This is a genomic window from Rhodococcus aetherivorans (assembly GCF_025722975.1).
Classification (GTDB): Bacteria; Actinomycetota; Actinomycetes; order Mycobacteriales; family Mycobacteriaceae; genus Rhodococcus; species Rhodococcus aetherivorans.
In genome coordinates this window covers 2,708,684-2,730,464 of the sequence record NZ_CP106982.1, presented here as the reverse complement: position 1 = coordinate 2,730,464, position 21,781 = coordinate 2,708,684, and the positions used below count along the sequence as shown (strand labels likewise).

18 protein-coding genes are annotated in these 21,781 nt (G+C 71.0%); 5 read left to right on the top strand and 13 right to left on the bottom strand.

Features of this window, described 5'->3' with window-relative positions:
• Positions 1-9: 9 nt before the first annotated feature.
• Positions 10-786, bottom strand: coding sequence for a fumarylacetoacetate hydrolase family protein (locus OCS65_RS12425; RefSeq protein WP_006934260.1), 777 nt, complete (start codon positions 784-786; stop codon positions 10-12).
• Positions 787-900: 114 nt separating this feature from the next.
• On the opposite strand from OCS65_RS12425, the gene OCS65_RS12420 reads away from it, so the two are divergent.
• The gene (locus OCS65_RS12420) at positions 901-2,073 is read left to right on the top strand and encodes an MFS transporter (protein WP_231772712.1); all 1,173 of its coding nucleotides are present in this window, start codon (positions 901-903) and stop codon (positions 2,071-2,073) included.
• A gap of 45 nt (positions 2,074-2,118) precedes the next feature.
• Here OCS65_RS12420 and OCS65_RS12415 read toward each other — a convergent pair whose 3' ends face one another.
• The 6 genes from OCS65_RS12415 to OCS65_RS12390 form a co-directional block, all read right to left on the bottom strand.
• A complete protein-coding gene (locus tag OCS65_RS12415; RefSeq protein ID WP_231772711.1) occupies positions 2,119-3,129 on the bottom strand; it encodes a 3-isopropylmalate dehydrogenase in 1,011 nt (336 codons plus the stop codon).
• 82 nt (positions 3,130-3,211) lie between these two features.
• Complete coding sequence (gene serA / locus OCS65_RS12410; RefSeq protein ID WP_006934257.1) at positions 3,212-4,804, bottom strand: phosphoglycerate dehydrogenase; 1,593 nt, start codon at positions 4,802-4,804, stop codon at positions 3,212-3,214.
• Positions 4,805-5,256: 452 nt separating this feature from the next.
• On the bottom strand, positions 5,257-6,963 hold the full coding sequence (locus OCS65_RS12405; protein ID WP_029544415.1) for a SulP family inorganic anion transporter: 1,707 nt from the start codon (positions 6,961-6,963) through the stop codon (positions 5,257-5,259).
• A gap of 76 nt (positions 6,964-7,039) precedes the next feature.
• Positions 7,040-8,041, bottom strand: coding sequence for a ketol-acid reductoisomerase (ilvC, locus tag OCS65_RS12400; RefSeq protein ID WP_029544417.1), 1,002 nt, complete (start codon positions 8,039-8,041; stop codon positions 7,040-7,042).
• Positions 8,042-8,091: 50 nt separating this feature from the next.
• A complete protein-coding gene (gene ilvN, locus OCS65_RS12395) occupies positions 8,092-8,595 on the bottom strand; it encodes an acetolactate synthase small subunit (protein ID WP_006934252.1) in 504 nt (167 codons plus the stop codon).
• Complete coding sequence (locus OCS65_RS12390; protein ID WP_006934250.1) at positions 8,592-10,538, bottom strand: acetolactate synthase large subunit; 1,947 nt, start codon at positions 10,536-10,538, stop codon at positions 8,592-8,594. Before OCS65_RS12390 ends, ilvN begins: the two co-directional genes overlap by 4 nt.
• A gap of 266 nt (positions 10,539-10,804) precedes the next feature.
• Between OCS65_RS12390 and OCS65_RS12385 the strand changes: the two genes are divergently transcribed.
• Positions 10,805-11,278, top strand: coding sequence for a PH domain-containing protein (locus OCS65_RS12385; RefSeq protein WP_029544420.1), 474 nt, complete (start codon positions 10,805-10,807; stop codon positions 11,276-11,278).
• Between the two features lie 157 nt (positions 11,279-11,435).
• Complete coding sequence (gene ilvD / locus OCS65_RS12380; protein ID WP_203329191.1) at positions 11,436-13,277, top strand: dihydroxy-acid dehydratase; 1,842 nt, start codon at positions 11,436-11,438, stop codon at positions 13,275-13,277.
• Positions 13,278-13,331: 54 nt separating this feature from the next.
• Here ilvD and OCS65_RS12375 read toward each other — a convergent pair whose 3' ends face one another.
• Positions 13,332-14,129 (bottom strand): DoxX family protein, encoded by a 798-nt coding sequence (locus tag OCS65_RS12375; protein ID WP_050035413.1) that lies wholly within the window; start codon positions 14,127-14,129, stop codon positions 13,332-13,334.
• A gap of 112 nt (positions 14,130-14,241) precedes the next feature.
• Here OCS65_RS12375 and OCS65_RS12370 point away from each other — a divergent pair, with 112 nt between their 5' ends.
• Positions 14,242-15,354 carry a PQQ-dependent sugar dehydrogenase gene (locus OCS65_RS12370; protein ID WP_006947419.1) on the top strand — a complete coding sequence of 371 codons (1,113 nt, stop codon included), beginning with the start codon at positions 14,242-14,244 and terminating at the stop codon, positions 15,352-15,354.
• A gap of 25 nt (positions 15,355-15,379) precedes the next feature.
• Here OCS65_RS12370 and OCS65_RS12365 read toward each other — a convergent pair whose 3' ends face one another.
• Positions 15,380-16,330 (bottom strand): linear amide C-N hydrolase, encoded by a 951-nt coding sequence (locus OCS65_RS12365; protein ID WP_029544427.1) that lies wholly within the window; start codon positions 16,328-16,330, stop codon positions 15,380-15,382.
• A gap of 285 nt (positions 16,331-16,615) precedes the next feature.
• Between OCS65_RS12365 and OCS65_RS12360 the strand changes: the two genes are divergently transcribed.
• Positions 16,616-17,032: a VOC family protein gene (locus tag OCS65_RS12360; RefSeq protein ID WP_006947411.1), complete on the top strand. Its 417-nt coding sequence runs from the start codon at positions 16,616-16,618 to the stop codon at positions 17,030-17,032.
• Positions 17,033-17,096: 64 nt separating this feature from the next.
• Here OCS65_RS12360 and gatB read toward each other — a convergent pair whose 3' ends face one another.
• From gatB to OCS65_RS12340, 4 genes are all read right to left on the bottom strand, one after another.
• Positions 17,097-18,608: an Asp-tRNA(Asn)/Glu-tRNA(Gln) amidotransferase subunit GatB gene (gene gatB / locus OCS65_RS12355; RefSeq protein ID WP_006942345.1), complete on the bottom strand. Its 1,512-nt coding sequence runs from the start codon at positions 18,606-18,608 to the stop codon at positions 17,097-17,099.
• Positions 18,609-18,667: 59 nt separating this feature from the next.
• A complete protein-coding gene (locus OCS65_RS12350; protein WP_006942344.1) occupies positions 18,668-19,699 on the bottom strand; it encodes a 6-phosphofructokinase in 1,032 nt (343 codons plus the stop codon).
• A gap of 94 nt (positions 19,700-19,793) precedes the next feature.
• Positions 19,794-20,480 (bottom strand): response regulator, encoded by a 687-nt coding sequence (locus OCS65_RS12345; protein WP_006942343.1) that lies wholly within the window; start codon positions 20,478-20,480, stop codon positions 19,794-19,796.
• A gap of 9 nt (positions 20,481-20,489) precedes the next feature.
• The gene (locus OCS65_RS12340; RefSeq protein WP_202917350.1) at positions 20,490-21,704 is read right to left on the bottom strand and encodes a sensor histidine kinase; all 1,215 of its coding nucleotides are present in this window, start codon (positions 21,702-21,704) and stop codon (positions 20,490-20,492) included.
• Between the last annotated feature and the right edge of the window lie 77 nt (positions 21,705-21,781).

Sequence of the window (21,781 nt, the reverse complement as noted above, 5' to 3'; positions counted from 1 at the left end):
GTCCGCCTGCTACCTGCGCTTGGCGGTCACCGGATTCGTCAGCGTGCCGATGCCCTCGACGGTGATCGAGACGGTGTTGCCGTCGACGATCGGCCCGACCCCCTCCGGGGTCCCGGTGAGGATCACGTCGCCCGGCAGCAGCGTCATCACCGCCGAGATCCACTCGATCAGCTTCGGAATGTCGTGCACCATCAACGACGTTCGGCTGCGCTGGCGCGTCTGCCCGTCGACCTCCGCGGAGATCTCGAGATCCGAGGGATCGATGTTCGTCTCGATCCACGGGCCGAGGGGACAGAACGTGTCGTGCCCCTTGGCCCGCGTCCACTGCCCGTCCTGCTGCTGATGGTCGCGCGCGGAGACGTCGTTGGCGACGGTGTAGCCGAGGACGACGTCGAGGGCCTTCGCGGCCGGAACGTCCTTGCAGGGACGGCCGATGACGACGGCGAGCTCCGCCTCGTGGTGGACGAGGCCGCTGCTCGGCGGGAGCACGATCGGCGCCCCCGGGCCGACGATGGAGGTGTTCGGCTTGAGGAAGATCACCGGCTCGTCGGGAACCTCGTTCCCGGATTCGGCCGCATGGGCGGCGTAGTTGCGGCCGACGCAGACCACCTTGCTCGCCAGGATCGGCGCGAGCAGCCGGACGTCGGCGAGCGGCCAGCTGCGGCCGGTGAAGGTCGGGGTGCCGAAGGGGTGTTCGGCGATCTCCTTCGCCGTCGCGGCGTCCCCCTCTCCCTCGATGCTGACGAAGGCGACACCGTCCGGGCTGGCAATTCGACCAAGGCGCATGCCGGGGAGTCTATCCGTGTCGCCGCTGGCGGCCCTGCGGACCACGGGACGCAGGTATAGGCTGCCACCGGGAAGTTCACAATACGGGAATTTTGTTTCAGATAGTGAGATGACATGACGGTTCGGGACATCGGCGCGCGGCGCTGGGTCATCCTGGCGCTCGGCGTGTTCGCGCAGGCGGCCCAGGCGGTCCTCGTCAACGGCGCCGCCTTCCTCATCCCCGCGCTCCACGCGGATCGCGGGCTCACGCTCGCCCAGGCCGGAACACTTTCGGCCGCGCCGATATTCGGGGTCGTGTTCAGCCTCGTCGCGTGGGGTGCCCTGGCCGACCGGTACGGCGAGCGGCGGGTCCTGGCCGCAGGGCTCGCACTGGCTGCGGCGGCCACGGCCGCAGCCGCCGCCAGCGGGACCCTGCCGATGCTCGCGCTCATGCTCGCTCTCGGTGGTGCCGCCGCGGCGAGCGCCAACGCCGCGAGCGGTCGCGTCGTCGTCGGCTGGTTCCCGCCGCACCAGCGTGGTCTCGCCATGGGGATCCGGCAGATGTCGCTGCCGCTCGGCGTCGCCGTCGCCGCGTTGACCATTCCGCCGCTCGCGCGCGACCACGGAATCGGCTCGGCCCTGGCCTTCTCCGCCTCGGTGTGTGCCGTCGCCGCGGTGGCGTGCGCGGTCGGCATCGTCGACCCACCGCGGCCGGAACGCGGCCGGGCCGCAGAGCTCGGCCTGCTCGACAACCCCTACCGTGCCGGGCGGTCGCTGCAACGGATCCACGCCGCGTCGGTGCTGCTGGTGGTGCCCCAGTACGTGGTGTGGACCTACGCGCTGGTGTGGCTGATCTCCGAGCGCGGCTGGACCGAGTCCGCCGCGGGCCTGGTCATCACCGCCGCGCAGTTCCTCGGTGCGCTCGGTCGCGTCGCCGCCGGCGGGTGGTCCGACCGGGTCGGCAGCCGCCTGCGGCCGCTGCGGCTCGTTGCGCTCTCCGTCGTGCTGTCCATGGCAGCGCTCGCGGCCGCCGCGCTCACCGACTCGGCCGTCGCCGTCGCGCTGCTGATCGTGGCATCGGTGACGACGGTGGCCCCGAACGGGCTGGCCTTCACCGCCGTCGCCGAGATCGCGGGACCGTTCTGGGGTGGCCGCGCGCTCGGCATCCAGAACACCGGCCAGTTCGTCGCGGCGGCGTGCGTGGGTCCCGCGTTCGGCGGGCTCATCGCACTGACCGGCTTTCCCGCGGCGTTCGCGCTCGCCGCGCTGATCCCGGCCGCCGCGGTGCCCCTGGTCCCCCGCAAATGAGCCGGTGCGGCCTCCCGGACACCGGGAGGCCGCACCGAGACCGGATCAGAGGGCGGCCGCGATGCGGTCGCCGACCTCCGTGGTCACGATCGGGCCCGTGCCGCGGGCGGCGAGGTCCGCCTCGACCGCACACTCGACCCGGGCCGCCTCGTCCGCCCGGCCGAGGTGGCGCAGCAGCAGGGCGACCGACAGGATCGCCGCGGTCGGGTCGGCGATGCCCTTGCCCGCGATGTCCGGGGCGCTGCCGTGGACCGGCTCGAACATCGACGGGTTGGTGCCGGAGGCATCGATGTTGCCGCTGGCCGCCAGGCCGATGCCCCCGGTGACCGCACCGGCGAGATCGGTGATGATGTCGCCGAACAGGTTGTCGGTCACGATCACGTCGAACCGGCCCGGGTCGTCGACCATGTAGATGGTGGCGGCGTCGATGTGGCAGTAGGCCGTCTCGACCTCCGGGTACTCCGCGCCCACCGTCTCGACCGCACGCGTCCAGATGGCACCGGCGTTGGAGAGCACGTTGGTCTTGTGGATCAGGGTGAGGTGCTTGCGCCGGCTCTGCGCGAGCTCGAAGGCGTAACGCACGACGCGCTCGGCACCGAACCAGGTGTTGACCGAGACCTCGGTGGCGATCTCGTGGGGGGTGCCGACGCGGATGGCGCCGCCGTTGCCGGTGTAGGGGCCCTCGGTGCCCTCCCGCACCACGACGAAGTCGATCTCCGGCTGCGCCGCGAGCGGGGACTTCGCCCCCGGGTACAGCCGCGACGGCCGCAGGTTGACGTGGTGATCGAGCGCGAACCGCATGTTCAGCAGCAGGCCCCGCTCGAGCACGCCCGGGGTGACGGACGGGTCGCCGATGGCGCCGAGCAGGATCGCGTCGTGCGCGCGGATCGCCGCCAGGTCGGCGTCCGGGAGCAGTTCCCCGGTGGCGTTGTACCGCCGGGCACCGAGGTCGTACTCGGTGGTCTCGAGATCGGGGACCAGCGTCCTGAGCACCTTGAGGGCCTCGGCCGTGACCTCGACACCGATGCCGTCACCGGGGATGACCGCAAGCTTCATGGGCACACACTCTCTTCCTCTTCGCGACGACGGCCGCGACCGTGCTCGACGATCGCGGCCATCGGATACAGCGGGGGGTGGTTCAGGACAGGTCGACCTGCGCGACGCGGGCGTCGAGCCGCTCCACGATCTGCGCGACCTCGGTGTCGCCGACGACCCGGTCGACCCGCAGGATCACCGTGGCGCCGGGGCCCTCGACGTCCTGGCTCAGTGCCGCCGCCTGGATGTCGATCCCGGCGTTGCCGAGGACCGTGCCGAGGACACCGAGCACGCCCGGGCGATCCTCGTAGTGGACGACGAGGTTGTGGCCCTCGGCGCGCAGGTCGAAGCTGCGGCCGTTGATGTTGACGATCTTCTCGATCTGCTGCAGGCCGGTCAGCGCACCGGTGACGGTGGTGACGAGACCGTCGGCGGCCACGGCGCGGACCTCCACCGCGCTGCGGTGGGTGGAGGCCTCGCTGTGCTTGTCGACCTCGACACTCACGCCGCGCTGCTCGGCGAGGGCCGGGGCGTTGACGAAGGTGACCGGCTCGTCGCTGCTGGCGGAGAACAGGCCGCGCAGCGCGGCGAGGCCGAGGATCTCGACGTTCTCCGCGGAGAGTTCGCCGCTGGCGACGACCTGCACGTTCTGCACCGCCTCCGGCGAGAGGGTGCCGGCGATCAGGCCGAGCTTGCGCACGAGCTCGAGCCACGGTGCGACCTCCTCGCCGACCGGGCCGCCGGAGACGTTCACGGCGTCCGGGACGAACTCACCGGCCAGGGCCAGCAGCACGCTCTTGGCGACGTCGGTTCCGGCGCGGTCCTGGGCCTCGGTCGTGGAGGCGCCGAGGTGCGGGGTGACGACGGTGTTGTCGAGGTCGAACAGCTTCGAGTCGGTGCAGGGTTCGGAGTGGAAGACGTCGAGGCCGGCGGCGCGAACCTTGCCGGAGACGAGGGCGTCGTGGAGGGCGTCCTCGTCGATGAGACCACCGCGGGCGGCGTTGACGATGATGACGCCGTCCTTGGCCCGCGCGAGCCGCTCGGCGTTGATCAGGCCGGCCGTCTCCTTGGTCTTGGGCAGGTGCACGGAGATGAAGTCGGCACGCTCGATCAGCTCGTCGATGTCGACCAGTTCGATCCCGAGCTGGGCGGCACGGGCCGGCGGCAGGTAGGGGTCGTAGGCGATGACGTGGGTCTCGAAGGCGGCGAGGCGCTGCGCGAACAGCTGCCCGATCCGGCCCAGACCGACGACGCCGACCGTCTTGCCCAGGATCTCGGTGCCGTTGAAGCTCGAACGCTTCCAGGTGCGCTCACGCAGGGTGCGGTCGGCGGCGGGGATCTGCCGGGCCGTGGCCATCAGCAGCGCCACGGCGTGCTCGGCGGCCGAATGGATGTTGGACGTCGGAGCGTTGACGACCATCACACCGCGCTCGGTGGCGGCCGGGATGTCGACGTTGTCGAGGCCGACGCCGGCGCGACCGACGATCTTCAGCCTCGTGGCGGCGGCGAGGACCTCGGCGTCGACCGTGGTCGCCGAACGGACCAGCAGGGCGTCCGCCTCGGGCACCGCCGCGAGCAGCGCGGGACGGTCCGGACCGTCGACCCAGCGCACCTCGACACCGTCACCGAGCGCATCGACGGTCGACTGCGCCAGCTTGTCGGCGATCAGGACAACGGGACGGCCATTCTGGCTCACGTGCGAACTCCCCTGTGGTTGGTTTGTCTGACGGGTCGTCGACGGCGCCGCACCCCGAGGTGCGCGAATGCAGCCGTGACCGGGCTCAGTTTAGTGCCCGGGCCGTGGCCCCGGGGCCACGGCCCCGGAATGGGTTGCCTACTGGTACGAAACGACCCACGCCCGCGGCGCCACGGCCGCGGTCCGTTCGGACCCGAACGCCGGCGAATCCGAGCCGGGAAGGCCCTCCGGCCGATCCGGTACCTGGTGCCGCCGTCCCGGCGCGAGCCGCATTCCGGGTCCGGAGCGAGACCGTCCGGGTGGCACCTGTGGTCCGGCGAACCTGCGCCCGGGGGAACGTCGCTCGCAGACCACCGACGAGTTCCGTTCGCACGGGCACCGTTTCGCCGGGACCCTGCACCAGGCCGCGGCCCGGCGCGAGTGGACCGCGAGGGCGGAACGCCGTGCCCCGGCTATGCGGGGCCGGGACCCGCGGTGGATCGCCGGTGCCGGAACGCGACGACGGCGGTGCGGACCGTCGGATAGAAGCGGTCCCGGGTGAACCGATCTCCCAGCCCGAACCGCACCAGCCGGTCCTTGATCGGACCCTTCATCGCGGCGAAGGCCAGGTGGATGCCCTTGCCCGCCAGGTACCGGTCCAGGTCGACGAGTTCGTCGACGGCGGTGGTGTCGAGGCCGGTGATCGGTTCCGCGGCGATCACGACCCACTCGACCGGCTCGGGCGATTTCGCGACCAGCGAGCGGACGTAGTCGTCGAAGATCGAGCCGTTGGCGAAGAACAGCGGGGCGTCGAACCGCACGAGCAGCAGGCCCGGGATCCGATGCCCCTCGGGGTGGCGGTTGATGTCGTGGAAACCCGCGACGCGGGTAAGCTCGACGAGTTCGGTGCGGTACGGCGACCATGCGTGTCCCACGACGGCGACGAAGGAGAGCCCGATGGCGACGAGAATCCCCTCGAGCACCCCGACGAGCGCCACTCCGAGGAAGGCCGCCGCCGCGAGACCGGCCTCGATCCGGCTCATCCGCCACATGCGGATCACGCCGCGCACGTCGATGAGTGCCGAGGCGGCGACGAGGACGACCGCGGCGAGGGTCGCCTCGGGCAGATAGGCGGTCGCGCCGGGCGCGAGCAGCACGAACAGCAGCACGGCGGCGGCGCCGACCACCCCGACGAGCTGGGTGCGGGCACCGTTCTGCTCGGCGACGGGCGTGCGCGACGAGCTCGCCGAGATGGGGAAACCGCTGAACAGCCCGGTCGCGACGTTGGCGGCGCCGATGGCCTTCATCTCGGTGCTGCCGTCCACGTCGTCGCCGCGGCGGGCGGCGAACGTGCGCGAGAGCACGCCGGTGTCGGCGAACGCGATGAGCGCGACGCCGGCCGCCGGGCCGAGCAGTGCGAGCACGTCGCCCCAGCTCACCGCTGCCACATCGGGCGTCGGCAGTCCCGACGGCAGCGCCCCGACCATGACGATCTCGTCGGTGAGGCCGAGCAGCGCGGACACCACGGACGCCCCGACCACGGCGACCAGGACACCCGGGATGCGCGCCCGCAGGAGGCGGAACGCCAGGATGACCGCCAGGGACGCCACACCGACGGTCGCCGCGACGAGGTCGACGTCGCCGGCGGCCACCGCCCGGACGATCGCGGCGGTGTCCTGGAGCAGGCCCGGCTCGTCGATCGAGAAGCCGAGCAGTTTCGGGAGCTGACCGACCACGACGACCAGCGCGATGCCGTTGAGATAGCCGAGCCTGATGGGCTTGGACAGCAGTTCGGTGACGAAACCGAGGCGCAGGAAGCCGGCGACGACGAGGATCACGCCCACGAGCAGGGCCAGAACCCCCGCGAGCGCGAGCGCCTCCTGCGGGTCGCCCGTCGCGGCGAGCGGGAGCACCGCCGCGGCGATGAGCGGGGCGAGGGACGAATCAGGCCCGAGCACAAGCACTTTCGACGGACCCACCAGCGCGTACACCAGCAGCGGGACGATCGTGGCGTACAGGCCGGCGTAGGCGGGCAACCCGGCGGCCGTCGCGTAGCCCATGCCCGCGGGGATGAGCAGCGCGGTGAGTGCCAGGCCGGCGGTGATGTCGGGGCGCAGCCACTCCCGGCGGTAGGTGCGGGCCGTGACGACCCCCGGCAGCTTTCCCAGGCCCCAGGACATCAGCGCATTATCCACCCTGGAACGCCGACGGCCCGACACCACAGCGGTGCCGGGCCGTCGAAGCGGCGGGATCCGATCAGGCGGTCTCGGTGATCGGGCGGTCCACCCAGCTCATCAGGTCGCGCAGCTGCTTGCCGACGACCTCGATGCCGTGCTCGGCGTTCTTCTTGCGCAGCGACTCGAGCTCCTTGTTGCCGCCCTCGACGTTGGCGACGAGACGCTTGACGAAGGTGCCGTCCTGGATGTCCTTCAGGATCTCCTTCATGCGCTCCTTCGTGCCGGCGTCGATGACGCGCGGCCCGGAGAGGTAGCCACCGAACTCGGCGGTGTCGGACACCGAGTAGTTCATGCGGGCGATGCCGCCCTCGTACATGAGGTCGACGATGAGCTTGAGCTCGTGCAGCACCTCGAAGTACGCCATCTCCGGGGCGTAGCCGGCCTCGACCATCACGTCGAAACCGGTCTTGACCAGTTCCTCGGTGCCACCGCAGAGGACGGCCTGCTCACCGAACAGGTCGGTCTCGGTCTCTTCCTTGAAGGTGGTCTTGATGACGCCGGCCCGGGTGCCGCCGATGCCCTTGGCGTAGGACAGCGCCAGCGCCTGGCCCTCGCCCTTGGGATCCTGGTGGACGGCGATGAGCGCGGGGACGCCCTTGCCGTCGACGAACTGGCGGCGCACGAGATGGCCGGGGCCCTTCGGGGCGACCATCGCGACGGTGACGAACTCCGGCGCCTCGATGAGACCGAAGTGGATGTTCAGGCCGTGGCCGAAGAACAGCGCGTCGCCGTCCTTCAGGTTCGGCGCGATGTCCTCCTTGAAGATCGACGCCTGCGCGGTGTCGGGCGCCAGCAGCATGATGACGTCCGCCCACTCGGAGACCTCGGCCGGGGTGCCGACCGCCAGGCCCGCCTCCTCCGCCTTGGCCCGCGACTTCGAGCCTTCCTTCAGACCGATGCGCACCTCGACACCGGAGTCGCGCAGGCTCAGCGAGTGCGCGTGTCCCTGGCTGCCGTAGCCGATCACCGCGACCTTGCGGCCCTGGATGATCGACAGATCGGCGTCGTCGTCGTAGAACATCTCGACTGCCACAGTTGTTACCTCTCTCAGCAAATAAGGGTGTGTTCAGGCTAACGGGTGGCCGTGATCGACTTCGGACCGCGTCCGACCGCGACGACCCCGGACTGCACGATCTCGCGGATGCCGTAGGGCTCGAGCATCCGCAGCAGGGCGTCGAGCTTGGACCGGGTACCGGTGGCCTCGATCGTGAGCGACTCGGGCGAGACGTCGATCACCTTGGCGCGGAACAGATTCACCGTCTCGATGACCTGCGTCCGCACGCTCGCGTCCGCCCGCACCTTGATCAGCAGCAGCTCGCGGGCGACCGAGGCCTCCTCTTCCTGCTCGACGATCTTGATGACGTTGACGAGCTTGTTGAGCTGCTTGGTCACCTGCTCGAGGGGGAACTCGTCGACGGTGACGACGATCGTCATCCGGGAGATCTCGGGGATCTCGGTGCCGCCCACCGCGAGGGATTCGATGTTGAACCCGCGGCGGGAGAACAGGCTCGCCACGCGGGCCAGCACGCCCGGCTTGTCCTCGACGAGAACGCTGAGGGTGTGACTGGTGCTCACTGACGATCCTCTCCTGCTGCTGCGGCGCCGCGCTGGTCCGGGTGCTTCTCGTGCTCGAGTGCCTCGTGGATGACGGCCGGCTCGGCGGCCGCCTCGTCCTCGTCGAACAGCGGGCGGATGCCCCGCGCCGCCATGATCTCGTCGTTGCCGGTGCCCGCGGCGACCATCGGCCACACCTGGGCGTCCTTGCCGACGATGAAGTCGATGACCACCGGACGGTCGTTGATCGACTGCGCCTGGCGGATCGCGTCCTCGACCTCCTCCTCGCGCTCGACGCGGATGCCGACGCAGCCCAGAGCCTCGGCCAGCTTGACGAAGTCGGGGATGCGCAGGGTGTGGGTGGCCAGGTCCGTGTTCGAGTACCGCTCCTCGTAGAACAGCGTCTGCCACTGCCGCACCATGCCGAGGTTGCCGTTGTTGATGAGCGCGACCTTGATCGGCACACCCTCCACCGCGCAGGTCGCCAGTTCCTGGTTGGTCATCTGGAAGCAGCCGTCGCCGTCGATGGCCCACACCTCGGCGTCGGGCACGCCCATCTTGGCGCCCATGGCCGCCGGAACGGCGTAGCCCATGGTGCCCAGGCCGCCGGAGTTGAGCCAGGTCCGTGGCTTCTCGTAGTCGATGAACTGCGCGGCCCACATCTGGTGCTGGCCGACGCCGGCGCAGTAGATCGCGTCCGGTCCGGCGAGCTTGCCGACCTTCTGGATCACGAACTCCGGCGAGAGCATGCCGTCGGCGGGCCGGTCGTAGCTGAGCGGGTAGGTGCGGCGGATCCCGTCCAGGTACTCCCACCACTGGGCGTACTCGAGCGTGGTGCCCGTCGCGAGATCCGCACGGATCGCCTCGATCAGCTCGACGATCACCTCCTTGCAGTCACCCACGATCGGCACGTCGGCGTGCCGGTTCTTGCCGATCTCGGCCGGGTCGATGTCCGCGTGGATGACCTTCGCGCCGGGCGCGAACGAGTCGAGCTGACCGGTGACGCGGTCGTCGAACCGCGCGCCGAGCGTGATCAGCAGATCGGACTTCTGCAGGGCGGCGACCGCCGCGACGGTGCCGTGCATGCCGGGCATGCCGCAGTTGAGCCGGTGAGTGTCGGGGAACGCACCGCGCGCCATGAGCGTCGTGACGACCGGGATGCCGGTGAGCTCGGCCAGCTCGAGCAGCTCCGGAGAGGCCTCGGCCTTGATGACACCGCCGCCGATGTACAGCACGGGCGACTTCGCCTCGGCGATCAGGCGGGCGGCTTCACGGACCTGCTTGCCGTGCGGCTTGGTCACGGGACGGTAGCCGGGCAGGTGCATCTCCGGGGGCCAGCTGAAGGTGGTCTGGGCCTGCAGGATGTCCTTCGGGATGTCCACGAGCACCGCGCCGGGACGGCCGGACGCGGCCAGGTAGAACGCCTCGGCGAGGACGCGGGGGATCTCGGCGCCGTCGGTCACGAGGAAGTTGTGCTTGGTGATCGGCATGGTGATGCCCGAGATGTCCGCCTCCTGGAAGGCGTCGGTGCCGATCAGACCGCGGCCGACCTGGCCCGTGATCGCCACGACGGGGACAGAGTCCATCTGCGCGTCGGCGAGCGGGGTGACGAGGTTGGTGGCGCCGGGGCCGGAGGTGGCCATGCACACGCCGACCTTGCCGGAGGCCTGGGCGTATCCGGTCGCGGCGTGGCCGGCGCCCTGCTCGTGGCGGACCAGCACGTGCCGGACCTTCTGCGAGTCGAACAGCGGGTCGTAGACGGGGAGGATCGCACCGCCCGGAATGCCGAATACCGTGTCGACTTCGAGCTCCTCGAGGGCCCGGACCACCGACTGTGCGCCGGTGACCCGCTCGGGGGCGACCTGGCGACGGTTACCGGACTGGGTGGCCGCGGCCGCGGGCGACGGGGCTGCGGCCCCGGGCTTGCGCGGCGAAGGTTGAGGCCTTGCGGTTGGTGCGCTCACTGCGATTCCTCTGGTTCTGGCTCCGGGCAACAAAAAACCCCCGTCAGCAGCATCTGCTGTACGAGGGTGGCGCGTCGTGGGCGAGTTGCGAGAAGCGGCTCAGGCGACGACGCGCCGGCCGATTACGAGCAACCCATTCTGATTCACGCGCTCGACGGTAGGCGCGCGAAGGTCCGACAGTCAACTTGGTTCGGTCACCTGTCCCAGAATGTGAGATGCCTCGGCTGCAATGGGAAGATGGTGAGGTGTCATCTCCACAGCAGCCCGTGCCACCACGCCCATCATCCCATACGGCCGAACAGCAGCCGCAGGTCATCCAGATTTCCCGGCTCGCGCTGCTCGCATGTGGGTTCGTGCTGCTCGGAGTGGCCTCCCCGGCCCTGGCCTGGCCCGCCGCGTTCGGCTGGATGGTGGTGATTCCGTTCCTCGTCGGCGCGTGGGTGCTGCGGGTGCGCACCGTCGTCGGGCCCGAGGGCATCACCGCCCGGTCCGCGTTCTCGACCCGGACCCTGGCCTGGGACGAACTCGACGGCCTGCGATTCCCCAAGCGGGGCTGGGCGCGCGCCCGCCGCACCGACGGCACCGAGGTACCCCTGCCGGTCGTCACGTTCGGCCGTCTCCCCCAGCTCGCCGCCGGTAGCGGCGGTCGCATCACCGACCCGTATGCGGCCGCGCGCGAGGCGGAGGCACGGGAGCAGGCCGCGGACACCGAGCCGGACGCGGACGTCGAGTCGAAATAGCACACGAGTAAATTCGAAGCCGCCCAGGCCCGCTCCGGCCCCGTCCGGCGGAGCCCGGTCCCCGGCGTCGCCGCGCCCGCGCAGCACACAGCCCCGAAGCAGCCCCAGCCCCGAAGCAGCCCTAGCCCCGAAGCAGCCCTAGCCCCCGAGGAACCCGATGCCCCCGTTGAGGTCACGCACCACCACCGCCGGACGCAACGCCGCCGGGGCCCGCGCCCTGTGGCGCGCCACCGGCATGACCGACTCCGACTTCGGCAAGCCGATCGTCGCGATCGCGAACTCCTACACGCAGTTCGTGCCCGGCCACGTCCACCTCAAGGACGTCGGCGAGATCGTCGCCGAGGCGGTGCGGGCCGCCGGCGGTGTGCCGCGCGAGTTCCACACCATCGCCGTCGACGACGGGATCGCCATGGGCCACGGCGGCATGCTGTACTCGCTGCCCAGCCGCGAGATCATCGCCGACTCGGTGGAGTACATGGTCAATGCGCACACCGCCGACGCGCTGGTGTGCATCTCCAACTGCGACAAGATCACCCCCGGCATGCTCAATGCCGCGATGCGCCTGAACATCCCGACGGTGTTCGTCTCGGGCGGCCCGATGGAGGCCGGCAAGGCGGTGGTCGTCGGCGGTGTCGCGCAGGCCCCCACCGACCTGATCACCGCGATCTCGGCGTCGGCCAACGACGCCGTCAGCGACGACGGCCTCGACGAGGTCGAGCGCAGCGCCTGCCCCACGTGCGGGTCGTGCTCGGGCATGTTCACCGCGAACTCCATGAACTGCCTGACCGAGGCGCTCGGACTGGCACTGCCCGGCAACGGGTCGACGCTGGCCACCCACGCGGCACGCCGGGCGCTGTTCGAGCGGGCCGGCACCACGGTCGTCGAGGCGGCGCTGCGCTGGTACCGGGACGAGGACGAGTCGGTCCTGCCGCGCAACATCGCCTCCCCCGCCGCGTTCCGCAACGCCATGGCGCTCGACGTCGCGATGGGCGGCTCGACCAACACCGTGCTGCACACGCTCGCCGCGGCGCAGGAGGGCGAGGTCGACTTCGACCTCGGCACGATCGACGCCATCAGCCGCAAGGTGCCGTGCCTGGCGAAGGTCTCCCCCAACTCGGACTACCACATGGAAGACGTCCACCGGGCCGGCGGCATCCCCGCGATCCTCGGCGAGCTGCGCCGCGCCGGGCTGCTCGAGACGGACGTGACCACGGTCCACACGACGAGCTTCGACGAGTGGCTCGATACGTGGGACGTGCGCTCCGGCAAGGCCTCCGACGAGGCGATCGAGCTGTTCCATGCGGCCCCCGGCGGTGTCCGCACCACCGAGCCGTTCTCCACCGCCAACCGCTGGTCGTCGCTGGACACGGACGCCGCGGCCGGCTGCATCCGGGACGTCGAGCACGCCTACACCGTCGAGGGCGGACTGGTCGTCCTGCGCGGCAACCTCGCTCCGGACGGCGCGATCCTCAAGACCGCCGGCATCGACGAGGACCTGTTCACCTTCGAGGGCCCGGCGTTGGTCGTCGAGTCGCAGGAGGAGGCCGTGTCGGTGATCCTCGGCAAGAAGGTGCAGGCCGGGGACGTCGTCGTGGTCCGCTACGAGGGGCCGTCGGGCGGGCCGGGCATGCAGGAGATGCTGCATCCCACCGCGTTCCTGAAGGGCGCGGGACTGGGCAAGCAGTGCGCCCTGATCACCGACGGCCGGTTCTCCGGCGGCACGTCGGGACTGTCGATCGGCCACATCTCGCCCGAGGCGGCGTCCGGCGGCGTCATCGGTCTGCTCGAGAACGGTGACCGGATCCGCATCGACGTCCCCACGCGCACCCTCGAGGTCCTCGTCGACGACGCCGTCCTCGCCGAGCGGCGCGCCAAGATGGAGGCTTCGGAGCGCCCGTGGCTGCCGGTCGACCGGCAGCGCACGGTCACCACCGCCCTGCGCGCCTACGCCGCGTTGGCCACCTCGGCCGACAAGGGTGCAGTCCGCCGGGTGCCGTAGGCACCGGTGCGTCCTTCGGGCTGTTCCTGCCGCCCGAAGGACGCACCGTCCGCGTCAGCGGCCGAATATCCAGAGGCAGACCCCACCCGCGACGCCGAGCAGCAGCGCGACGAACGAGCCGGCGAACGGCCGGGTCGCCCAGCCGCGGGTGCCGTCGACCGCGACCCGACCGGGACCGGTCAGCACGATCACTGCGGCGGCGGCCGCGAGCAGGGTCTCGTACTCCACCCCGTCCGGCGCGAAGTACTGCAGTCCCGGCTCGGCGGACTGCCGGAACAACCACGCGTTGATCATGATCGCCAGCACGGCGGCGGCGGCGAGCGGGGTGAGCAACCCGAGGATCAGCAGCGCTCCGGCCGCCACCTCCCCCACCGCACCGAGCACCGCGAGCAGGGCCGGACGCTGGTAGCCCGCGTCGGCGAGCATCGCCTCGAACCCGTCCATGCCGGGGCCGCCCCACAGCCCTGTCAGCTTCTGCACCCCGTGCACCACCATCGTGCCGCCGACGACGAGCCGCAGCACGAGCAACCCCAGGTCCAGTGTGCCGCGGCGCGCCTTCGCCGGCCCGGGCGCGGCACCGGTCTCCGCTCCGATCGGCGCCGCGACGGCGCCCGCGGGCTCGTACCGGTGCATCCGCTCGGTGGGGGCGACGTCGGAGTCCGCGTACCCGTACTGCGCCGGGCCGCGCCGCTCGAAGGCGGAGTTGTCGAGATCGAGGTCGTCATCGGACTCGAGCATCGACGAGCGGGGGCGCTGCAGCTCCAGGGTGGGATTGTCGTAGGGACTCGACACCGGCTCCGCGGCATCCTGCGGCGTCGGCTCCGGGACGTGGTCTTTCGCCTTGTCGGTCACCGAACCAGGGTAGGTCGCCCGGGTCGGCCGACCCGGGAACCGAGTCGGGGCGCGCCGCCCCGGTAACGTCATGGTCATGACGAGGCGCGCGAGAGTCGGTGGGTCGCGACGGATGCGAGCGACGGTCGCGTCGATCGTGGGTCTGCTCGCCCTCACCACGTCGTGTGCCCGTTTCGACGACGCGACCACCACCCCGTTCACGCCGGAGCCGAGCTTCGACGCGGGCGCCGAACTCGAACCGCTCGAGCCCCCGACGACGACCACGACGCCGGGCGCACCGCCGACACCGCCGGGCCCGTGTCAGGACCCCGACCCCGCGGTGGTCGCCACGTGCCTCGACACCACGGGAGGGCTGGTCACCATGCCGGACGGCGGCTCCGCTCTCGTCGCGGAGCGGCGCACGGGCCGGATCCTGCGGGTGGCACCGCGGACGGAACCGGTGGAGGTGGCCACCGTGCCGGTCGACGGTTCCGGCGACGGCGGGCTGCTCGATCTCGCGCTGTCGCCGACCTTCGACGAGGATCGGCTGCTCTACGCCTACATCACCACCCCGACCGACAACCGCGTCGTGCGGCTCGCCGCGGGCGACGTCCCGAAGCCCGTGTTCACCGGCATCCCGCGGGGGGCGAGCGGGAACGCGGGCGCGCTCGAGTTCACCTCACCCACCGACCTGGTGGTGCTCACCGGCGACGCCGGGAATCCGGCCGCGGCCGCCGATCCGGCGTCGCTCGCCGGGAAGCTGCTGCGGATGCCTCTGCCGGCGCCGGGCGCGGCCGCGGCGCCGTCGGTCGTGCTCTCGGGGATCGGAACGGCCGGCGACGTGTGCCGGGATCCCGCCGGAAACCTGTGGGTCACCGACCGCACCGCGCTCGAGGACCGGCTGCAGCGTGTCGGAGTGGACGGCGCGGTGGGCGCGTCCCCCGCCTGGACGTGGCCCGAGCGTCCGGGCGTGGCCGGATGCGCGGCCGGTGCGGACGCGGTCGCGGTGTCGCTGACGGACGGCAAGGCGGTTGCGGTGGTCGCCATCGATCCGGGAACAGGGGCGGTGACGGCGGCGCCCGTGCCGGCGGTGCAGGACCGCTACGGCCGTCTCGGCGGCGCGTCGGCGGGCGGCGACGGGCAGCTGTGGGTGTCCACCGTCAACAAGGCCGGCGGCGAACCGGGCCCGAACGACGATCGGGTCGTGCTGATCCAGTTCCCCGCCGGCGGGGGCGGCTTCGACTAGCCGGAACCGTTCGTCTCGGGGTACGTCACGACAGCGTGAAGGGCGGCTCGGCCGCGTCGGTGAACGCGCCGCTCACGTTGCCCAGCAGGCCCGGTTTCGCAAGGTCGAGCTTGCGGCAGGTCGAGAAGTCCAGGTCGGCCGACCGGGTCCACACGATGTTCGGGCTGAACGACGATTCGAACATGTACAGCCCCTCGGTCAGGTCCGTCAGCGTGCGCCAGATCGTCATCGAGATGTTCGGCCGTTGCGGATCGGGTTCGCCGAACGGTTGCGCGACATTGCGCATGACGCTGAGCAGCGCCGCATACGCACGGGCCGGGGTCTCCACGGCGGGCAGTCGGTCGAGATAGTAACTTGCCCGGACGAAGCGGTCGGACGCCTCCGTGGTGCCGGGCAGCGGCTCGGATCCCCCGAAACCGGTAAAGCTCTTCCGGAGTTCGATCTGCTCGTCGTACGGCGGTGAATTCGTCATGACGGTGTTCGCGCGGCCGTGATGTATCCGCAGCGTTCCACCGATGTGCTCGAGGATCAGGGAGTCACCGCTCGCGTCCTCGAGGGCCAGATGCACGGTCGCGGGACGCTGGGAGCGCGGCTCGATCAACGGTCGGACCTGGAAGGGCCGCTCGGCCATCAGGGCGAGGCACTCGTCGACGGTGCCGCACAGGTCCAGAAAGATCTGCGGCCACAGGGACACCGCGAGCGCGGGCAGTTCCGGGTCCCGTTCCCCGAAGTCCGCCTCCGCGAGCCACAGCACGTGGGCGGCCAGGCCGCGCTCGTTGATCCCGTCGCTCGTGGCGTTGTCCCAGACGGCGGCCACGAGACTGCCGTACCGGGCCGTCCAGGTCACCGGGTCGGGATCGCGGTCGTGCCCGATCCTGTCGACCCCCCGCGGAAGTGACCACAGGTTCGTGTCCATCTCCTCGCGCCAGTCCATGTTCCGGCCGACGAGAACGCCGTGCCCGCTTCCGGTCCACATTGCCCGAGTGCACATTGATCCTCCGCGATGTCCGACGAGAAATCCGGCCGCCCGTGCGCCGTGAGCGTCGACCCGCCCCACGACGACAGTGACAATACGGACGTTTCGGTCGAATCTCAGCGTTTTCGCGGCGGATCCGCCCGCACCCGCTCCCGCGACGGTTCGGATTACTCGAATTCGACTGTGTCGCAATTGCTTCCGGCACACTTCCCCGTTCGACCCGGGACGGTGCAACAATGTCGCCGATCGGTCCGAAGCAGTGGCACGCCCGAGGGAGGGGCCCGCATGACCACACGCCTGAATCCGTACATCAGCTTTCGCGACAATGCCCGCCAGGCCATGGAGTTCTACCGATCCGTGTTCGGCGGAGAATTGGATGTGAGCACGTTCGCGGAGATGCACGCGAGCGACGACCCGTCCGAGCAGGACAAGATCATGCATTCGATGCTGGCGAGCCCGAACGGTCTCGTCCTGATGGCGGCGGACACCCCCAACCAGATGAGCTACAACCCGGGGGACAACATCTCGATCTCGCTCAGCGGCGACGACGAGGCCGAGCTGCGGGGCTACTGGGACCAGCTGAGCGACGGCGGAACCATCGCCATGCCGCTCGAGCGAGCACCGTGGGGCGACCACTTCGGCATGTGCACCGACAAGTTCGGCATCCAGTGGATGGTGAACATCGCCGGCGACACGCAGTAGACACACGGGCGGCCTGCCATCCCGGCAGGCCGCCCGCTCGCGGAAGAACCTCTCGTGGAAGAACTCAGCTGCAGGCGGCGAGCACGAGCTCCTTGACCAGGGCCGGGTCGGCCTGGCCGCGGGTGGCCTTCATCACGTCGCCGACGATCTTGCCGGCCGCCTGGACCTTGCCGCTGCGGATCTTGTCGGCGATGTCGGGGTTGGCGGCCAGCGCCTTCTCCACCTCCGACTTGATGAGCGAGTCGTCGCGCACGACCACGAGTTCGGGGTGCGCAGCGAGGATCTGCTTCGGGTCGCCCTCACCGGCGAGCACGTAGTCGACGACCTTGCGGGCGAGCTTGTTGGTGAGCGTGCCGTCGGCGACGAGGGCGATCACCTGCGCGACCTGCTCCGGGGTGATCGGCAGCTCGACGAGCTCGACGCCGCGGGTGTTGGCCTGCTGGGCCAGGTAGGCGACCCACCAGGACCGGGACTCGGAGGCGGGGGCGCCGGCCTCGGTGGTGGCGATGATCAGGTCCAGGGCGCCGGCGTTGACGAGGTCGCGCATCTCCTCGTCGGAGATGCCCCACTCGGCCTGGATCCGGGCGCGCCGCAGCCACGGCAGCTCGGGGAGGGTGGCGCGCAGGTCCTCGATCCACTCCGCGCTCGGGGCGATCGGTTCGAGGTCCGGTTCCGGGAAGTAGCGGTAGTCCTCCGCGGTCTCCTTGCGCCGGCCCGGCGAGGTGGTGCCGTCGGCCTCCTGGAAGTGCCGGGTCTCCTGGATCACCGTGCCGCCCGCGGTCAGGACCGCGGCCTGGCGGCGCATCTCGTACCGCACGGCGACCTCGACCGACTTGAGCGAGTTGACGTTCTTCGTCTCGGTGCGGGTGCCGAACTCCGCCGCTCCGATCGGGTTGAGGGAGAGGTTGGCGTCGCAGCGCATCGAGCCCTGGTCCATGCGCACGTCGGACACGTCGAGGGCCTTCAGCAGGTCCCGCAGCGCGGTGACGTAGGCGCGGGCGACCTCGGGGGCGCGCTCGCCGGCGCCGACGATGGGCTTGGTGACGATCTCGATGAGCGGCACCCCGGCGCGGTTGTAGTCGAGCAGCGAGTGGCTCGCCCCGTGGATGCGGCCCGTGGCGCCACCGACGTGCAGCGACTTGCCGGTGTCCTCCTCCATGTGCGCGCGCTCGATCTCCACGCGCCACGTGCTGCCGTCGTCGAGGACCACGTCGAGGTAGCCGTCGGTGGCGATCGGCTCGTCGTACTGCGAGATCTGGTAGTTCTTCGGCTGGTCCGGGTAGAAGTAGTTCTTCCGCGCGAACCGGCCCCACGGCGTGATCGAGCAGTTCAGCGCAAGGCCGATGCGGATCGCCGACTCCACCGCCGCCTGGTTGACGACGGGCAGCGAGCCGGGCAGGCCGAGGCACACCGGGCACACCTGCGTGTTGGGTTCGGCGCCGAACGTGGTCGGGCACGGGCAGAACATCTTGGTCGCGGTGTGCAGCTCGACGTGCACCTCCATGCCCATCACGGGCTCGAACTTCGCGAGCACCTCGTCGTAGGCGAGCAGATCATCGGACATGGCGGCAGTCATGCGCTCGATTTTAGACGGTGCCGCCATGCGGCGAACCGGCCCTCACGCGCGGCGCGACCTCACCCGAAGATGATCCGCATCTCCTCGTAGCGGTCCTTCGGCACCCGCTTGTGGTTGGCGAGCGCCTCGTCGAAACCGACCCGGGCGATGTCGGTTCCGTGCAGCGCCACCATGTGCCCCCACTCCTCGTCGGCGACGAGATCGGTGACCGCCATGCCCAGGCGGGTGGCGAGCACCCGGTCGAAGGCCGTGGGCACGCCGCCGCGCTGGATGTAGCCCAGGATCGTGGCGCGGGTCTGGATGCCGGTGCGCTCCTCGATCATCGGGGCGAGGACGTCGGCGATGCCGCCGAGCCGCGGCCGGTCGAACTCGTCGCGCCCCTTGTCGGAGTACGCCTCGGTCATCTCCGGCAGGGTGAATCCCTCCGCGACCACCACCATGGGGGCCCGGCCGCGGTCGCGGACGCTGGTGACCCATTCGCAGATCTGCTCGATGCTCTCGGGCTGTTCGGGGATGAGGATGGCGTGGGCACCCCCGGCGGTGCCGGAGTGCAGCGCGATCCACCCCGCCTCCCGGCCCATCACCTCGAGGACCATGCAGCGCTTGTGCGAGTTGCCGGTGGTGCGCAGCCGGTCGATCGCCTCGGTCGCGATCTCGACGGCGGTGTCGAAGCCGAAGGTGTAGTCCGTCTGGCCGAGGTCGTTGTCGATGGTCTTCGGCACTCCGACGATCCGGATGCCCTCCTCGAACAGCCGCTTGGACGCGGCGGCCGTGCCCTCGCCGCCGATGGCGATCACGGCGTCGACGCCCATGCGCTCGAGCGTGCGGGCGATGTTCTCCGCGCCGCCGTTCGGTCCTTGATAGGGGCCGAACCGGCTGGTGCCGAGAATAGTGCCGCCCTGATGCGACAATCCCCGAACCTTGCTGCGATCCAAGGGGATTGCGTCGCCTTCCACCAAACCACGCCAGCCGTCGAGGAATCCGACGAACTCCTGACCGTAGACGGTCCTGCCCTTGAGGACCGCTCCGCGGATCACCGCGTTCAGGCCGGGGCAGTCCCCGCCGCTGGTGAGAATGCCGATGCGCGTCATCCGTACCTCCGTGCCGGTCGTGCAGGTTGTCGGTGGTCCTCCCGGCAATACTGCCCCGGCGCGGCGCCCGCGGCATCCCGATCGCGGGTGCCGCTCACCCCGGCACGACCAGTCCGGACTCGTACGCCAGTACCACCGCCTGCGCCCGGTCCCGCAGGTTCAGCTTCCCGAGCACCTTCCCCACGTGCGTCTTGACCGTCTGCTCCGCGACGAACAGGTGCGCGGCGATCTCCTGGTTCGACAGCCCGCGGGCGATCAGCTCGAGCACCTCGCGTTCGCGCGGGGTGAGGACGTCGAGCGCCCGATCGCGGCCGCGGCGCGGCGACCGCCGGCGGGTGACGTCCGCGATGAGGCGGCGCGTGACGGTCGGCGCGAGCAGCGCCTGGCCGTCGGCGACGACGCGGACCGCCCGGATCAGTTCGTCGGCGGGCGCGTCCTTGAGCAGGAATCCGCTGGCGCCCAGGCCCAGTGCCTCGTAGACGTAGTCGTCGATGTCGAAGGTGGTGAGCATCAGCACACGTGTCGGCGGATCGGTGCGCCCGGCGAGGATGTGCCGGGCCGCGTCGAGTCCGTTCATCTCGGGCATCCGCACGTCCATCAGGACCACGTCGGGACGCAGGCGGGCCGCCTCCGCGACGGCCCGCCGACCGTCCGGGGCGTCGCCGATCACGCTGATGTCGGGTTGGGCGGCGAGCAGGGCGCCGAAGCCCTGCCGCACCATGGCCTGGTCGTCGGCGATCAACACGGTGATGGGGGTCGCGGCTGCGCTCGGGTCCGTCACGGCCTCAGCCTAGGCCGCCGGGACGCGCGGCAGCTGCGCTCGCACCTCGAATCCACCGCCCGGGACGGGATGGGCCACGAGCCGCCCTCCGACCGCCAGCGCCCGGTCGACCATGCCGCGGATGCCGTTCCCGCCGCCGCGGTCCCCGGGTCCGGGCTCCGCGCGCCCGGGGCCGTTGCGCACGGTCACGCTCACCTCGTCCGGTCCGTACGCCACGCCGACCTGGACCGGTGCCCCGGAGGCGTGCCGGGCGGCGTTGGCGAGCGACTCCTGCAGGATGCGGTACACCGTGAGCGCGGTGGCGTCGGAGACACCCGCCGGGTCACCGTCCGTCGCGGTGGACAGGACCATCCCGGCGCGCCGCGCGCCCTCGAACAGGTCGCCGAGCCGGTCGAGGCCGGGCTGGGGAGCCTGCGCCCGTTCGCCGTCGCCGTCGCTGACGTCGGCGAGGTTGTCGCTCCGGAGCACGCCGAGCATGCCGCGCACCTCGTTGAGCGCCTCGCGGGCGGTCGCCCCGATGGATTCGAACTCCGCGCGCACCGGTTCGGGGACCTCGGGCAGGCGGTACGGGGCGCTCTGCGCCTGCACCACGACGAGGGACATGTGGTGCGCGACGATGTCGTGCAGGTCGCGGGCGATGCGGGCCTTCTCCTCGAGGATCGCGCGGCGGGCCCGCTCGAGTTCGCTGACCTCCTCCTGCCGAGCCAGCTGCCGCCGGGAGAGCACGAGCCACCGCACGAGCAGGCCGAACACCGCCATCGCGGTCAGGCCGAGCGCCCAGCCCCAGCCGTTCTGCCCCGGCACGTGGGTGAAGAACAGCACCACGGTGGCCGCCCACACGAGCCCGGCGATCTGCAGGGACGCGCGCATGCTCACCGCGACGAGCAGCGCGCACAGCACGAGGATGTGCACCACCTGCCAGGGGTAGTCGTAGCCGGGGACGAGGTCGAAGGCGCGCGGGATCGCCAGCGCGGCCCCGGCCGAGACCGCCCACCCGAGGGCGGGATCGGTCCGGATCGCCACGAACGGCCCGGCCGCGAGCGCCGCGACGACGGGCATCAGCGGTGCGGGCACCTCGTGGGTGAGGTGCAACGTGGGCCACGCGACCGCGTACAGGATCAGCGTCGCCGCCACGATCGCGATCGTCCACCAGCGGCCTCGGCCGCGTTCTCTCGTCCAGCGCACGGCACCACGGTAGGCACGGGACGCCCGCACTGTCGTCATACCAGGGGGTGAGATGCGCCTGGCTCCGTGGGGGCAGACGGCCGCGGCCGGACCGCTCCGGCGTGGGATCCGCGGCG